This window comes from Capnocytophaga stomatis, from assembly GCF_002302635.1.
Taxonomy (GTDB): domain Bacteria; phylum Bacteroidota; class Bacteroidia; order Flavobacteriales; family Flavobacteriaceae; genus Capnocytophaga; species Capnocytophaga stomatis.
Window position 1 is genome coordinate 2,228,161 of the sequence record NZ_CP022387.1, and the last position, 14,046, is coordinate 2,242,206.

The 14,046-nt window shown below is 34.1% G+C and carries 18 protein-coding genes; 12 read left to right on the top strand and 6 right to left on the bottom strand.

Translation table 11 applies throughout. The features are described from left to right. Nucleotides 1-3: 3 nt before the first annotated feature. From CGC58_RS09905 to CGC58_RS09925, 5 genes are all read left to right on the top strand, one after another. Nucleotides 4-507, top strand: a complete 504-nt coding sequence (locus CGC58_RS09905; RefSeq protein WP_095896561.1) for a hypothetical protein — start codon at nucleotides 4-6, stop codon at nucleotides 505-507. Between the two features lie 5 nt (nucleotides 508-512). Continuing rightward, nucleotides 513-1,064 carry a hypothetical protein gene (locus CGC58_RS09910; RefSeq protein ID WP_095896562.1) on the top strand — a complete coding sequence of 184 codons (552 nt, stop codon included), beginning with the start codon at nucleotides 513-515 and terminating at the stop codon, nucleotides 1,062-1,064. Nucleotides 1,065-1,161: 97 nt separating this feature from the next. Next, the gene (locus CGC58_RS09915; RefSeq protein ID WP_095896545.1) at nucleotides 1,162-1,575 is read left to right on the top strand and encodes a VOC family protein; all 414 of its coding nucleotides are present in this window, start codon (nucleotides 1,162-1,164) and stop codon (nucleotides 1,573-1,575) included. 310 nt (nucleotides 1,576-1,885) lie between these two features. Continuing rightward, nucleotides 1,886-2,743: an AraC family transcriptional regulator gene (locus CGC58_RS09920; RefSeq protein WP_095896546.1), complete on the top strand. Its 858-nt coding sequence runs from the start codon at nucleotides 1,886-1,888 to the stop codon at nucleotides 2,741-2,743. Between the two features lie 6 nt (nucleotides 2,744-2,749). Continuing rightward, nucleotides 2,750-3,229 (top strand): hypothetical protein, encoded by a 480-nt coding sequence (locus tag CGC58_RS09925; protein ID WP_095896563.1) that lies wholly within the window; start codon nucleotides 2,750-2,752, stop codon nucleotides 3,227-3,229. A gap of 170 nt (nucleotides 3,230-3,399) precedes the next feature. On the opposite strand, the gene CGC58_RS09930 is transcribed toward CGC58_RS09925, so the two are convergent. The 6 genes from CGC58_RS09930 to CGC58_RS09955 all read right to left on the bottom strand — a co-directional run bounded on the left by CGC58_RS09930 (nucleotide 3,400) and on the right by CGC58_RS09955 (nucleotide 6,863). Continuing rightward, a complete protein-coding gene (locus tag CGC58_RS09930) occupies nucleotides 3,400-4,047 on the bottom strand; it encodes an outer membrane beta-barrel protein (protein WP_095896564.1) in 648 nt (215 codons plus the stop codon). Between the two features lie 10 nt (nucleotides 4,048-4,057). After that, nucleotides 4,058-4,663 (bottom strand): hypothetical protein, encoded by a 606-nt coding sequence (locus CGC58_RS09935; RefSeq protein WP_095896565.1) that lies wholly within the window; start codon nucleotides 4,661-4,663, stop codon nucleotides 4,058-4,060. Between the two features lie 66 nt (nucleotides 4,664-4,729). Beyond that, nucleotides 4,730-5,236, bottom strand: a complete 507-nt coding sequence (locus tag CGC58_RS09940) for a DUF6252 family protein (protein ID WP_095896566.1) — start codon at nucleotides 5,234-5,236, stop codon at nucleotides 4,730-4,732. A gap of 75 nt (nucleotides 5,237-5,311) precedes the next feature. Further along, a complete protein-coding gene (locus CGC58_RS09945; protein ID WP_095896567.1) occupies nucleotides 5,312-5,881 on the bottom strand; it encodes a Crp/Fnr family transcriptional regulator in 570 nt (189 codons plus the stop codon). A gap of 57 nt (nucleotides 5,882-5,938) precedes the next feature. Beyond that, the gene (locus tag CGC58_RS09950; protein ID WP_095896568.1) at nucleotides 5,939-6,466 is read right to left on the bottom strand and encodes a GNAT family N-acetyltransferase; all 528 of its coding nucleotides are present in this window, start codon (nucleotides 6,464-6,466) and stop codon (nucleotides 5,939-5,941) included. A gap of 7 nt (nucleotides 6,467-6,473) precedes the next feature. Then, entirely contained in the window at nucleotides 6,474-6,863 is a 390-nt protein-coding gene (locus tag CGC58_RS09955; protein ID WP_095897199.1) for a winged helix-turn-helix transcriptional regulator, read from the bottom strand. Nucleotides 6,864-7,056: 193 nt separating this feature from the next. Here CGC58_RS09955 and CGC58_RS09960 point away from each other — a divergent pair, with 193 nt between their 5' ends. The 7 genes from CGC58_RS09960 (at nucleotide 7,057) to fic (ending at nucleotide 14,004) form a co-directional block, all read left to right on the top strand. After that, the gene (locus CGC58_RS09960) at nucleotides 7,057-7,452 is read left to right on the top strand and encodes a hypothetical protein (RefSeq protein WP_095896569.1); all 396 of its coding nucleotides are present in this window, start codon (nucleotides 7,057-7,059) and stop codon (nucleotides 7,450-7,452) included. Between the two features lie 305 nt (nucleotides 7,453-7,757). After that, entirely contained in the window at nucleotides 7,758-8,621 is an 864-nt protein-coding gene (locus CGC58_RS09970) for a pirin family protein (RefSeq protein ID WP_095896571.1), read from the top strand. A gap of 204 nt (nucleotides 8,622-8,825) precedes the next feature. Continuing rightward, a complete protein-coding gene (locus tag CGC58_RS09975; protein ID WP_095896572.1) occupies nucleotides 8,826-9,950 on the top strand; it encodes a hypothetical protein in 1,125 nt (374 codons plus the stop codon). Further along, nucleotides 9,947-10,402 carry a three component ABC system middle component gene (locus CGC58_RS09980; RefSeq protein WP_095896573.1) on the top strand — a complete coding sequence of 152 codons (456 nt, stop codon included), beginning with the start codon at nucleotides 9,947-9,949 and terminating at the stop codon, nucleotides 10,400-10,402. Before CGC58_RS09975 ends, CGC58_RS09980 begins: the two co-directional genes overlap by 4 nt. Before the next feature lie 4 nt (nucleotides 10,403-10,406). Beyond that, a complete protein-coding gene (locus tag CGC58_RS09985) occupies nucleotides 10,407-12,341 on the top strand; it encodes a DUF3732 domain-containing protein (RefSeq protein ID WP_095896574.1) in 1,935 nt (644 codons plus the stop codon). 53 nt (nucleotides 12,342-12,394) lie between these two features. After that, nucleotides 12,395-13,309, top strand: a complete 915-nt coding sequence (locus CGC58_RS09990) for a cation diffusion facilitator family transporter (RefSeq protein ID WP_095896575.1) — start codon at nucleotides 12,395-12,397, stop codon at nucleotides 13,307-13,309. A gap of 146 nt (nucleotides 13,310-13,455) precedes the next feature. After that, nucleotides 13,456-14,004: a protein adenylyltransferase Fic gene (fic, locus tag CGC58_RS09995; RefSeq protein ID WP_095896576.1), complete on the top strand. Its 549-nt coding sequence runs from the start codon at nucleotides 13,456-13,458 to the stop codon at nucleotides 14,002-14,004. The last annotated feature ends 42 nt before the right edge of the window (nucleotides 14,005-14,046 follow it).

Consider the following 14,046-nt stretch of genomic DNA (forward strand, 5'->3'; position numbering starts at 1 on the left):
ATTATGCTAATTGCCGCAACAACTCTAATAGTATCTTCTTTGTCTTCAGATGCAAAGAAACAAAGTTTTTTGGAGTCTTATGTGAGTAGTACACCTGCCAATGTTGAGTGTTTGTATAAAAAATCAGAGCCCTTTGTAAAAACCTATTTTTTAAAAAATAGTTCTAGTCAGGTTAAGCAACAACAGATAATAAAAGAATTAGAAATATCAAATAAAATTGTAAAAAGAAACGCATTGGATATTATTCATAATTTACCTGAGTTATTTTTAATCAATTTTGATGTAGACAATATCTACGAATCCTCATATGGAACAGCTATTTTAGAGTACGAAACAAAGAGTTCTAATTTTACTATTGAAATAGGGGAAGATTCTTTTGGATATTTTGGTGAGAAGGATGGTGATTATTTGATAATCGAAGAAGAAGTATTTATCCCTGAAGAAAGGAACGAAAGAAATAAAATTTTTGGAAAGTTGAGTAAAGAATTTGTGAAATTTTATAATTAGAATAAATGCTTGTACCTCAACATATTGATGATTCTGAAATATTATTGCGTTTCGTTTTCCAAGATAATTTTAAAAAGAAAAATATACTTCCCGATAAAATAATAGATGGAGATGTTTTTTTGGATACACGTTTAGTAGGAATCTCATTACAGCGGATTGGATATTCAAATTTTGAATTTTGCAAAAATAAAGCAAAGTCGATTAATAATAAAATATTTGTAGGCTTTGTGCTTTTTAAGAAGGAAGATTATTTATTGGCTTGTAATGAGTTTAGAAAAATTAGATCTCAATTTGAATCTATTTTGGAATTTACCCCTCTAGATAATGAGGGAAACTATTTGATTAATAGAAATATTATTGATGAAACGGATGAAGGAAATCCAAGTCATAGTGACATCATTTACATCAATCCCGCTTTTACCCCAGAAGAAGCTAGACCTAATATTCCTCTGAGAATATTTTCCAAAGAACTATATAGAAAATGTAGATTGATTATTGACTCTAATTATGATAATGATATTGTTAATTTTGATTCTGTAGAGTCCTATTTTCAATAGAATTTACTTTTGAAAATATATTAAATCTTGCCTTATGGCAAGATTTTTTTCGTTCTAACTGCTTATTTTTGCTCTTAATAATTAAAACGATAAAAAAATGGCAACAAGAATCAATCCGTATTTGAATTTTAATGGGAATTGCGAAGAGGCGTTTAATTTTTACAAAAAGGCTTTCGGGGGCGATTTTACAATGGTGGTTCGTTCTGATGAAACTCCGATGGAAGTGGCTGAAAATGAGAAAAACCGCGTGATGTACATTGAGCTTCCCATAGGCGAAAACGATAAACTAATGGGTTCGGACATTTTCGAATCGCTTGGGCAAAAACTTGTTACGGGCAATCACAACTATGTGAGTATTTCCGTAGATAGCAAAGCCGAAGCCGACCGTCTTTTCCACGCACTTTCCGAAGGAGGCGAAATAGAAATGCCTATGGAAGAGCAGTTTTTTGGCTATTTCGGAGATTTCAAAGATAAGTTCGGTATCTCTTGGATGATTATTTTTGAAGGGTGAAACTTTTACCACACATAGACCTATTTTCACAGACGACCTCAAAGACTACCAATTCTATGAACTCTATGCAAGAAGGAAAATGTATTTGAGTAAGTAGGGAATAGAAAATAGGGATTAGGCAATAGTAGGGGCGAAAATTTTTTCGCCCTTATTTTTTATAATTTTCCGACACGTTTATAAACTTTACAAAATTTCTTTTGCAACAGAGATAAAAAAAATCTTTTCAAAAAACAATTTCGCAAGATAGGAAAAACAAAATTCTTTTAAACCTTATTACCTTTGTTTCAGAAATTTAAAAGACACAATACTGATGAATACAAAATCTACACAAGCGGACTATCACGAGCGTATCAACCGAGTTCTCGAATACATCGGCACTCATTTAGATGAAAAAATAGAACTGAAAACCCTTGCCGAAATTGCTAATTTTTCAGAGTTTCATTTCCATCGCATTTTCAAAGCCTTTGTAAATGAATCTGTTGGTGCTTACATTACGCGTCTGCGGGTAGAGGCTTCGGCGATTTTGCTCCGATATTCTAATCTGTCGGTTGAGCAGATTTCGGAAAGAGTTGGCTATGAGATGCTTTCGTCTTTATCCAAATCCTTTAAAAAGTTTTACGGCGTAAGTCCTACCGAATACAGAAACAATAAAACAGTATATATTATGAGAAAAGAAGAATTTATTGCGGAAATCAAACTGAAAGCTCCAAAAATCATTGATTTAGAGCCGAAAAAAGTTGTTTATATTGCCCTTACAGGAACTTACGGAACACTCAATTACGGCGATACTTACGCCAAACTTTGGGCTTTCGTTAAGGAAAATAAGCTCTTTACGGCAGGTATTGAACATATTTGCATCTCGCACGATGACCCTAAAATTACGGAGGGAGACAAACAGCGGTCAGACATCTGTTTGGCGATTCACAAACCTGCCAAGCCTCAGGGCGAGGTTGGGGTGAAAGAAATTGAGGGAGGCAAATACGCCGTTTTTCACTATCAGGGTGCATACGACAATTTAGGGAAAGTGTACGACACAATTTTCGGAAAATGGTTGCCCGAAAGCGGTTACGAACTTCGCAGTATTGTTCCTTTTGAAAAATATTTGAACGATGCCCGAAAAACACCGCCTGAAAAACTTAAAACCGAAATCTATTTACCCATAAAATAATTAGCTATGACACTTACAAAAACAGAAAAAACAATCGGAATGGTGTTGGCTTTTTTACTGTTATTGCTGACATTCAGTGGCTCGTGGTATTTCTTTGCACAGCTGAAAGTAAGCCTGTTACAATGGGCGATGCTGAACGCTTGTTCGCCTTCAAGTTTGGTATATTTGCTTTGTTTTCTGCTGTTTATATGGAAGAAAAAAGCAGTTTTGTTGCCTCTTGCCCTCTTGCCGATGTATTATTTCGGAACGATGGGAATGTTTACTTTTGGTTGGAGCGGAGCCAATATTTTTGCTCAAATGTCGCATATCGTGATGACTTTGAATATCTTATGGGTGATTTATCTTTTTGTGAAAAACGCAAATTACCAAGCCTTTGCCAAAGGTTTGTTGTGGAGTATTTTGCTTTTTGTTCCTTACATTGCTTATGTAATGTACTATTGCCGTATCCACGCCGAAGATGTTTCTAAGCTATTACAGATGAATTGATAATAAATCTTAAGTCCCCAAAAACATCCAATACAACTCCACCTCCACAGACGCCCCCACGGCGTCTTTTCTTTTTAACAGTATTTGTAATTTACAAGATTACTACACCAAAGGTATGGACTTCTTTGAGTTTATCACTTGACATAGAGCAAAAAATAAATTTTGGTTTCCTAAAAGCGATATCCAATTCCAGCACTGATGTAGCTTAGACGGTAGTTACCTATCTCTTTGAGTGTTCTGGCTTGTTTAATTTCTTGATTGTTGCCCCAGCTATACGAAACCTCTACAAACCAGTTATCTACAAAGCGATAATCCGCCCCAAAACGCAAGCCGTAACCACTCTTTAAACTCTTATCAAAAGCCTCTTCCAAATCATTTATTTCGTCTTTTTTTATCGTGTCGGACGAAATAGCTATGTTATTGACAAGATTAAATCCACCGAAGCCTCCAGCATATATTCCCAAATTGTATATCGGATAAAATTTTAGTCCCAAAGCTACATTGAGACTTCCGTTGGTATTTTTGACGGAAGCAGTGGGTAGGGTAGGTGTAAATTCCGAGTGTATTTGTTCGTATGAAAGGTCCATAAAATAGGCGAAACGCTCCGCAAATCGGATTTCAAGTGAATAATTGGCATAAAAACCGTGCGAACCTTTGGCTTCCAATTCACCTAATTTGTCTAAACTCAGTTTCGGCATTCCGTGGCTGTATCCGGCTTTCACCCTTTGAAAGGTTCTTTTTTGAGCGTTTGCATTGTACCCCATCAAAAGCATAAAAACTACAATGGTAGAAGCTATTTTACTTTTTAATTTATTCATAATTAAAATTTTAAAGTTTGATTTTTTTAATTTCTCCGTCTTTTTTGATTTCTACAAAAGCATTTTCTACGGCAATTCCTGTATAGTTATAATTGTATTTTTCGTAAATGGGGTCGTAACCTTTGTAATGCCCTAAGCCGTTCCAGTAGTGTGTTCTGCCAATTTCACGATGCCCCACTGCTGTTCCGCCATACTGAAAACTTGTGGTTTCGATGTAATATTTGCCTGGTTTCATTTTCTCAAAAACAAATTCACCATTGTCGCCCACTTGGGTTTCGATACGATAACTGAACGCCTCCGCCGAAATTGCCGCTACATATTTGATACTTTCTTTGTATTTATTTCTAAGTTTATAATAGGCTTTAAAATAATCTGTTACAGGAAAAAGCATCACCACAGTACCCTTCGGAGCGAGGTGTTTCTCCCCTGTAAATTCCTTGATGCCTCGTGCGTGAGCGTATTCTCTGGTAACGGCAACCCCTTTTATGGTACTGTTGCCGTACGCTAATTTGTTTTCTGCATCTTTTGCGTCAAATTTTTCTTTTGGGAAAACCTGCTTTTGTGCCAGAATGTACGAAGGTAAAATACATAAAATCAGAAAAATATATTTTTTCATTCTGTTTTTGTTTGATTCAAAGAAGAGCAGAATAAAATTAAATTCTGTCCTTTTGCTTTGATAAAATTAAGATTTCTTCAAAGGAAGATAAAAACTTCCGTCAGTAATTTTTACACTTTTTGAATTCGTATGATTCACTCCTGTAAACTTAAAAGTACCTGTTATACTAGCCTCGGTAACTCCCGTAACTGTGATTTCCCCTTCCACAGCACCGCACACTTCATCGGCAATGGTAACATTTTTGGCGTATTGAGCCGAATTTTGAGGGTTTTCTGGATTCAGATTGTAAGTTCCGAGCCCTTTAAAATCGGTCATACTTGCAGTGACGGTCTCCAAAGGATCATTATTTGCTGGACAGGAAAATGTAATATGCACTAAATCTTTCTCTTCATTGCCTACGGTTGCCCTATATTTGATGAAATACGCGTTGATAGGTTTGCAAACCACGGCTCTTTCATCTACCCGCATTTTTATAAAATAACTCCCGTCGTCCGAGCCTTCACTTTTGGAACAACCTACGAAAACAATTGCCAATAGGACAAAAATCCAAGTATTTTTTAATAAGTGTCTCATTTTTAGATGATTTTAAGTTAATGAGGCAAAACTATGAAGGTTTTTCTGATTTATCACTTGACATAGGGCAAAAAATCACTTCAATTTCCTAATTCGACTCAAAGTAGAATCGGTGATGCCTAAGAAACTGGCGATGTATTTCAGAGGTACTTCGTGTAGGGTTTTGGGTTTTTCGTGTATGAGTTTTTGGTAGCGTTGTTCGGCACTAAGGGTTTTAAAATCAAGCATTCGGGTTTCGGAGAGAAATAATTCGCGTGTCATCCAGTAGCGTCCCCATTCACGAAAGGAGGGCATTGTATGGTAAAGTTCTTGCACCGTATCCCAGTGGAAACGCCAGATTTTACAATCGGTAACCGTTTCCAAAAACTCGGGCGAGGGCATTCTCCCAAAAAAGGAAAGTGTTTCTATGGCTAATTCATTTTCGAAGAAAAGTCGGGTGGTGATTTCCTTGTTGTCCGAATCAAAGGTGTAGGAACGCATTACGCCCTTTTCGATGATATAATTTTCATTGGAGATTTCGCCTTGTTTTAAGATGATGGTCCCCTTAGGAACTTCCCAATATTGGTGTTTTTCGGCAAGAATTTCCATCTCTTCAGTAGTAAGCTGCGAAGGCTGATAAAAGCTTGCAAATAAAGAAATGTTCATTTTTTGTATGCGAATATTGATGAAATATTATAAATCTAAATTTTTTAAGTTGAAATACTACAGAAATTTCATCACAACGGAATTCAAATCGTGTGAAAACTGTTCGTATTCTGTTGCTGTGATTGGTCGTTGGGTGGTGAGTACAATAAGCCTATGAGGCGGATAATCAGCTCGGTAGGCAGGATGACTATGCAAATAGGGATTACTGTAAAAACCACACTTTTTGTAAAATCGCAATCGTGCTTCGGAAATTTCATCAATCACAGGGTCAATTTCCAATAGCACAATTTTGGAAGTCGAACTGATAAAATCGTTTAGTAATTGACTGCCATAGCCTTTGCCTCGCAAACTTGTATTTATGGCTAAGTGTTCGATATACAAATAGTTATCAAACTCCCAATACGCGATAAATCCTACGAAATTTTCCTCGTCACAATAGCCTATCAGATGATATTTTTCGCAACTGAAAGCGTATTCTTGCTGAGGTTCTGTTCTTTGTTCAAAAATAGGAAAACTCGTGGTATAAAGTTCTTTAAAAGACGCATAAAAAGGGTGGTTTGAATGATTTATTTTTATTTTTTCCATATATGTACTATTTTTCTGTTTCGGAGCGGATGTATGCTGTTTGCGATTCCTCCCTACAAGATTCCACGATTTTTTCACGGTGTTTTTTGCCCCATTCTTGTAGGGCAGAAAGTACAGGCTTTAGGTCTTTGCCGTAGGGCGTAAGGCTGTATTCTACCGTAACGGGAACGGTGGGAAACACTTCGCGATGTATTAGTCCATTCATTTCCAAATCTTTCAAAGCGTTGGAAAGAGCTTTGGGTGAAATACCTTTTAGTTCGTTTTCCAATTCTTTAAACCGCTTGGTATGGTCGCAGAGGCTGTAAATAATAGGAAATTTCCACTTCCCGCCAATAACTTCAATCGCATCTAAAACCGATTGTATTTCCGTGTATTTATTTTCGTTGTTTTCTTTCATCAAAAGTTTTTTAGATTGCAAAAATAGACAATATTGGCAAATAGAAAAATATTGAATATCTACATTTTTCAAAATAAACATCTAGAAATCAATTACTATATAAAATTATATTAACTTGATAATGTTCTATTACTGAAAAATGTATTGCATATAGTCGTATCTTTGTATCAGAAAAATAAAAGGAGATTAAACAATGAAAAAAAATGTTGTTTTGATTGTTTCTAAAGAAGAAACTTTCATCAGAGAGTTGGCAAAAGTATATACTTCAGTTGTGTTTGAATTTGCGAATAATGCCGAACAAGCCATTGAAAAATTGAATCTCTTTGCTGTGGGAGCAATATTGGCAGATGCAACTATTGAAGAACAAGAAATTCTCAAAATAAAGAAAATCGCAGGAATTTTAGATTCTGAGATTATATTTGAAGAAACAGATTTCAAAAATATGGCAGATTTGGAAAAAGTAGTCATCAATCTTCGTAATGAATTATTTAGAAGAAGAATGTCGAATTATACTTTTGAAGATAATCCCAATTTGAATAATCCTTTTCTGAACTTGGATAAAACCAATATTTTTAAGAAAAACGAGTAATGAAAATACTTTTTGCGTTGATATATTATAATGATGACTTTTCCAATATTCCATTGACATTGGAGACGAAGCGTTAAGAAAATCAATGAATGGAGCGTAGAAAATATCCACTGTTTGAGCGTTAACGAGTTTGGAGATTTTCAGTGAAATGATTTGATTTTTAGAGAAGTATCCATAGTCTTGAATTTTTGGTACTTTTGTTTCAAGACAAAAGTACGAATATGAAAATAGATGATGAAATCAATGTTTTATAGCTAATATTTCACATTGTAAAACAATAAATAACAAATTAAAAAAAGAACACTATGAACACAAAAACAATAGAAAAAATCGTTCGTCCTGGAACACCGCATTTTGTGGGGGACGGATTTCGCGTGCATAATTTCATTCCTGGAACTTCTTCTATGGAGCGTATGGATCCGTTTATTATGATGGATTATAACTCACCTTATGTTTTTCCGCCCAGCGAAATTCCGAAGGGCGTAGATGTACACCCGCATAAGGGTTTTGAAACCGTAACCATCGCCTACAAAGGCAAGGTGGAACACGCCGATAGTGCGGGTGGAGGCGGAGTAATCGGAGAAGGCGATGTACAATGGATGACCGCCGGAAATGGTATTCTACATAAAGAATTTCACGAAACCGAGTGGAGCAAATCGGGCGGACTTTTCCATATGATGCAGTTGTGGGTGAATCTTCCGGCAAAGTACAAAACCACTCCGCCTAAGTATCAGGCGATAAAAAATGCGGATATTCCCAAAGTTCCGATAGCCGAGGGCGAAGTAGCAATCATTGCTGGGGAATACAACGGCGTGAAAGGTGCGGCTTCTACTTTTAGTCCTATCCATATGTACAATGTGCGTTTGCAAAAAGGAGCAAAAACCACGCTTTCTTTCCCACAAAATTACACCACAACTTTGGTAACGGTGGAGGGAAGCATCCGCGTAAACGAGAAGGAAGAAATTGCAGCCGACCATTTTGTGTTATTCAAAAACGATGGTGAAAATTTCACTGTGGAAGCCACTTCTGATGCCTTGCTATTAGTGCTTAGCGGAGAACCGATTGCCGAACCCATTGCGGCTTATGGTCCGTTTGTGATGAACACCCGAGCCGAACTCGTGCAAGCCTTCCAAGATTTTGAACAAGGCAAGTTTGGAAAGTTGAAGTAATTGAAAGAAACTTAACAAAAAACTATTCTGAAAAAGGATAGTTTTTTTGTTTTTTTAGCAAATTTTACGAAATGAAAGGGTTTTGTTGTGAAAAAATTATATCTTTGCGAGAGATATTAAACACGAGTATAACTGAGATTGAAAGATATGAAAGTTTTTTTAGAGTATCTTTATAGGTAAAACATTGTAATTTTATGATAAAATATGCGTGAAATTTTAAATAATGACTCCACTAAAAAGCAATTAGGATTTGAATATCAAAAATTAATTGCTTTAGAATATTGTTTAAATGCAAAAGATGGAGAATATGTGTATATCGAATGTTTTGGAGATGTTCAATATGGAGGTGATTCCATTGAAGTTAAACATCATTTAGGAGAATCAAATCTTACTAGTAATTCTGTTGACGTTTGGAAAACTTTGAAAAATATTGTTGTTGAATACTCTAAATTAAAAGCAAATGATAAGTTTATTTTACATACTACACAAGAAATACCAGAGAATAGTATATTCTATGGCTGGAATAAACTTGACGGAAAAAATAAATATCGTAAGCTTAAGGCTCATCCCGTCTCAGAAACTTCCAAGCACTTTAAAAATATAATTTTTGATACTAGAGGGATTTCTAAGGCTAATTTAGTAGATATTTTAGAAAAGTTTACCATTGATAGTAGTAAACCGAAAATTGGCGAAAAATTTGAACAATTGAAGGAACACTCAGTATTCAAATTAATACCTGATGAATTTAGAAAACCAGCGATTGGTGTACTTATTCAATATCTTGTTTCAAGAGCTATAGATGACTCCAATAAGTGGGAGATTAATATTACAGACTTCAATTCGGATTTGCGAGTTAATTTGTCAAAATACACAAAAGATTATTTTCCTTTTCCTACAATCGAAGAACCCAAAAGAGATGATACAAATCTAACAAAGGGGTACAAGTTTATTGAAAAATTAAAATCAATATCAATTCGAGAAAACGATTTACATCAAGCTTTTCAAGATTATGCCAGATCCGAACAGGCTTATCAACAAATTTTAAAAATAAATCCTACTCTGAAAGAGAATGTAATATCCTATGAGTCAGGTATAGAATATGAAATTAAAAATGAAAAAAGTTCTGCCTTATATGACTTGTCAATTGAATCTTTCAAAGATGATACTTACATAAGAAAATCACGAGAGGTTTATTTCAGTTGTATCAAGAAGCCTCATAGAGATATTAATGGATTTACAGGAACTGAAATGTATTTTAGAAATGGTAGAATTTATAATATAAATGAAACTACTGATTTTGAATGGCTGTATAAAGAAACTGATATATGAACATAAAGCAGATAGAAAATATTCTTTTTAACCCTTTGTTTACTTCTAAGTTATTGTTGATGGCTTTAGCTGGTTCAAAAAGTAATCAGTTAAAGGTAGAACTTATATATTTTATTCTTCCAATGGTTTATAATGATATAATAAGGAGCAAACTTACAAATAGTAAAAAGACGAGTACATTAAATACTCTTTTAAATCAAGAAGTTAAAAGAGAACTAATTATAATAGACGATCTTATAATTAATTATAAAATAAAAACGAAAGAGGCTTTGATTACACTATCTAATACCTACAATGTTGAAATTGCTGATTATTTAGTTTTAAAAGAGAATCAAGAACTAACTTATTCAAAAGAGGAGAATAGTACACTCAGAGATTATTATAAAGCAGCATTCAACTTAGGTTCTATTTTTTCAAAAGAAGATTATAGAAAAATATTTTTCAATTTATAAAACTATGCAAGCATCAATATTCCGTATATTTCTTTTCAATGATAATGAGCAGTCACGAGTACTAAAATTTAATGATGGATTGAATATAATTACAGGAGATTCTAAAACAGGTAAAAGTGCAATAATTGAAATTATTGATTATTGTCTATTTGCTAAAAAATCAACAATTCCAAAGGGAATCATAACGGATTGGACTAATCTTTATTGTTTAATTATCAGAGTAAAAGAAAAATATTTAGTAATTGCAAGAAATAAAAATAGTAGTCAAGTGTACTTTAATGTTGAAACTAATTTGAAATTCATAGAAAATTTTTCAAAGGAGTACTTTAAAGGCAAAAATCAAATTGATATAGAAGAGGCTAAGAAGGAATTTGAAAAACACATAGGAATTTCTATTTTGGATACGAGAACTAGCGAAGATGAGGATAAAAGGAAATCGGGAGGAAAAGTAACAATGAGGAGTTTCATTCCTTTTATTTTTCAACATCAAAATTTGATTGCTAATAAACATAGCTTATTTTATAGGTTCGACGATTTTTATAAAAGAAAAAAAACAATTGATGATTATCCTATATTAATGGGGTGGGGAGATGCTAACTTTTTTAAGTTACAGAGAACATTAGAAAGTAAGCAAAAAGAATTGAATCAAAAGAAAAAGATTGATGAGAAACTGAAAATTGATAATAAACAATTAAGAGAAGATCTTTTTAATTCTATATCAATATACTATACTATAATTGGTAAAAAACTACCAGATGATATTGACTTATCAGAACTTAAAAAATTAGCTAAAGATTTACCATTACCCAATATAAACTCATTAGGCGATCAAAATTTCAATGAAGAACTGAAGAAAATAGATAATTTAATATTTGAGAAGAACAAAGAGCTATGTTCAGTCAAAAACTTGATTTACGCAATAGAGTCCAATAATGATGTATCTCAAAATTATTCAAAAAGTATCGATAGACTAAAAGCACTAGCATCAATTGAACAAAATGTTGGACAAATTTCTTGCCCACTTTGTGAGCAAGACGTTAAGGAAATAAATGAGAAGATTTTGACCATAAAGAAATCTAACGAAATGTTAGAGGATGAGTTCAAAAAGATAGGAATATATGTAAATGATATGTCCGAACAATCTATCTCGTTACAAAAGGAACGAGATAGATTGAAGAAAGATATAAGGAATCTTAGGAATAAAGCAGATAATTTAAATAAACAAATTATATCAAAGTTTAATACTAGAGGCGAGTATGAAAGAGGATTGTTATTAAAAGGTAAAACAGAAGCTAATGCTTTAAATTTCATTAAAAGGAATGACATTTTATTGAATAATAAAAGTGATTATTCTGAATTGGAAACTGAAATTAATAGTATTAAGGATAAGCTTGCTACATATAATCTCAAAGAAAAGTTGGAGAAAGCAAAAATAACCTTAAGTACAAAAATGACCTCTATTTGTGAAAAGCTTGATTTTGAAGAAGAATTTAAACCAGGAGAAATATCTTTTGATTTAGAAAAATTTAGTTTGAAATATAAGGTAAAAAATAATGAAGATATTTTATTATCAGAAATGGGAAGTGGCTCAAATTGGCTAGCAATACACCTATCCACTTTTCTAGGCTTTTTATATCTTCACAGTGTAACCCAATCATCTAAAATCCCATCAATTTTGATATTGGATCAACCAAGTCAGGTATATTTTCCCAAAGTTTATAGACAATTAGATGAAGAATTTGAAAATGAACAAAAGATTATTGATGATAATATTATTCAAGTTAAGAATATATTTAAGGTAATTTCTCAAGAAATTGAGGATACTGAAAAAGAATGCGGATATAAACCTCAAGTAATTGTTTTAGAACATGCTGATGAGGAAGAATTCGAACAATTTATAAAATATCGTTGGAAAAAAGATGGAAAAAAATTAATATAAATATAAAATTGAAAGTAAATTATTCAAAAACAACAAACTAAAAATTTAAAGCAATGGAACATTCACACGAAGGACACACCCATAGCGTAGCGAGTTTGGAGAGCATCAACCGAGCTTTTTACATTGGTATCGGACTGAATTTGGTGTATACGATTATCGAATTTGTGGTGGGTTTCCGCATCAATTCGCTGGCACTCATTTCGGACGCGAGTCACAACCTGAGCGATGTTGCCAGTTTGGTTATTTCGCTTGTCGGGCTGAAACTAACCCAGAAAGCAGCCACGTACTCATTTACTTACGGATACAAAAAAGCCTCCATTTTGGCATCGCTCATCAATGCGGTGCTGCTGGTGTATATCGCCGTGAAAATTATCGTTGAGGCTATCGAACGCTTTGAAGCTCCCCCCGAAATGACGGGTAATATGATTATCATAACGGCAACTATCGGGGTTATTATCAATGCTTTATCGGCTTTTCTTTTCTACAAAGGACAAAAACAGGACATCAACGTAAAAGGAGCTTTTCTGCATCTGTTGGTGGACGCTTTGGTGTCGGTTGGGGTGATTGTATCGGGGGTAATTATCTATTTCACAGGCTGGGACATTGCCGACGTGCTGACGAGTTTGGTCGTTGCGGTGGTGATTTTGATTTCCACTTGGAATTTGCTTGCCGAAAGCGTGAAACTCATCCTCGATGGCGTGCCACACAGCATAAAAGTGGACAAAATAAAGCAAATTATTGAGCAACATCCTAGGGTTTGTTCGGTGCATCACATTCATATTTGGGCACTTAGCAGTCAGGAAAACGCACTTACCGCACATTTGGTAGTTGAAGACAACAGCACTTTTGAGGAAATCGACCAACTCAAAAAGGAAATAAAACACACTCTCCAACACGAACATATTCAGCATTCTACTTTTGAAATAGAACTTTCAAAAATGAAATGCAAGTGTGGTGATTGTCATTGACTTAAAACTGTAAGCATATTCACTGCTCACGCAAAATTGAGAATAGTTTAGTGTGTTTGTTCTAAAATTTTATTGACAATTAAGTTTTTTCGCATAAAGAGAGTAAATATATTGTACTTTTACAGCCTAAAATACGCATCTGACCAATGAAAAATATCGATAAAGAGAGTTTGAATAAGGCTTACCAACTTTTTGAAAGTAAGGCTATTGATGAAATGGAAGTCGGAACGACCAAGGGATTGCAACAAATTCACGAATATTTGTTTGGTGGATTGTATGACTTTGCAGGAAAAATAAGAACGAGTAACATCTCAAAAGGCGGATTTCGATTTGCTACGGCACTTTATCTAAACGAAATTTTGGTGAAAATAGAGCAAATGCCCGAAAACTCATTTGAGGAAATCATTCAAAAATATGTGGAAATGAACATCGCTCATCCATTTATGGAAGGCAACGGCAGAAGTATGCGTATTTGGTTGGATATGATGCTGAAAAAGAATCTTAAAAAGATAGTAAATTGGCAATTTGTGGACAAAACACTTTATCTGCAAGCTATGGAAAGAAGTCCCATAAATGATTTAGAAATCCGATTTTTATTAAAAGAAAACCTAACCGATGAGGTTGAAAATAGAGAAATCATTTTCAAAGGCATTGAGCAATCGTATTATTACGAGGGGTATGAAGGGAATGGTTGAGGACTGAAAAATGAAATGCAAGTGCGGCGATTGTCATTGATA

What these genes read in the sequence shown, in the direction of transcription:
- CGC58_RS09980 (WP_095896573.1), top strand. Translation starts at nt 9,947, where the DNA reads ATGAACATAAAGCAGATAGAAAATATTCTTTTTAACCCTTTGTTTACT.
- CGC58_RS09985 (WP_095896574.1), top strand. Translation starts at nt 10,407, where the DNA reads ATGCAAGCATCAATATTCCGTATATTTCTTTTCAATGATAATGAGCAG.
- CGC58_RS09950 (WP_095896568.1), bottom strand. Translation starts at nt 6,466, where the DNA reads ATGGAAAAAATAAAAATAAATCATTCAAACCACCCTTTTTATGCGTCT.
- CGC58_RS09940 (WP_095896566.1), bottom strand. Translation starts at nt 5,236, where the DNA reads ATGAGACACTTATTAAAAAATACTTGGATTTTTGTCCTATTGGCAATT.
- CGC58_RS09920 (WP_095896546.1), top strand. Translation starts at nt 1,886, where the DNA reads ATGAATACAAAATCTACACAAGCGGACTATCACGAGCGTATCAACCGA.
- CGC58_RS09955 (WP_095897199.1), bottom strand. Translation starts at nt 6,863, where the DNA reads ATGAAAGAAAACAACGAAAATAAATACACGGAAATACAATCGGTTTTA.
- CGC58_RS09970 (WP_095896571.1), top strand. Translation starts at nt 7,758, where the DNA reads ATGAACACAAAAACAATAGAAAAAATCGTTCGTCCTGGAACACCGCAT.
- CGC58_RS09905 (WP_095896561.1), top strand. Translation starts at nt 4, where the DNA reads ATGCTAATTGCCGCAACAACTCTAATAGTATCTTCTTTGTCTTCAGAT.
- CGC58_RS09925 (WP_095896563.1), top strand. Translation starts at nt 2,750, where the DNA reads ATGACACTTACAAAAACAGAAAAAACAATCGGAATGGTGTTGGCTTTT.
- CGC58_RS09910 (WP_095896562.1), top strand. Translation starts at nt 513, where the DNA reads ATGCTTGTACCTCAACATATTGATGATTCTGAAATATTATTGCGTTTC.
- fic (WP_095896576.1), top strand. Translation starts at nt 13,456, where the DNA reads ATGAAAAATATCGATAAAGAGAGTTTGAATAAGGCTTACCAACTTTTT.
- CGC58_RS09945 (WP_095896567.1), bottom strand. Translation starts at nt 5,881, where the DNA reads ATGAACATTTCTTTATTTGCAAGCTTTTATCAGCCTTCGCAGCTTACT.
- CGC58_RS09935 (WP_095896565.1), bottom strand. Translation starts at nt 4,663, where the DNA reads ATGAAAAAATATATTTTTCTGATTTTATGTATTTTACCTTCGTACATT.
- CGC58_RS09975 (WP_095896572.1), top strand. Translation starts at nt 8,826, where the DNA reads ATGCGTGAAATTTTAAATAATGACTCCACTAAAAAGCAATTAGGATTT.
- CGC58_RS09990 (WP_095896575.1), top strand. Translation starts at nt 12,395, where the DNA reads ATGGAACATTCACACGAAGGACACACCCATAGCGTAGCGAGTTTGGAG.
- CGC58_RS09960 (WP_095896569.1), top strand. Translation starts at nt 7,057, where the DNA reads ATGAAAAAAAATGTTGTTTTGATTGTTTCTAAAGAAGAAACTTTCATC.
- CGC58_RS09930 (WP_095896564.1), bottom strand. Translation starts at nt 4,047, where the DNA reads ATGAATAAATTAAAAAGTAAAATAGCTTCTACCATTGTAGTTTTTATG.
- CGC58_RS09915 (WP_095896545.1), top strand. Translation starts at nt 1,162, where the DNA reads ATGGCAACAAGAATCAATCCGTATTTGAATTTTAATGGGAATTGCGAA.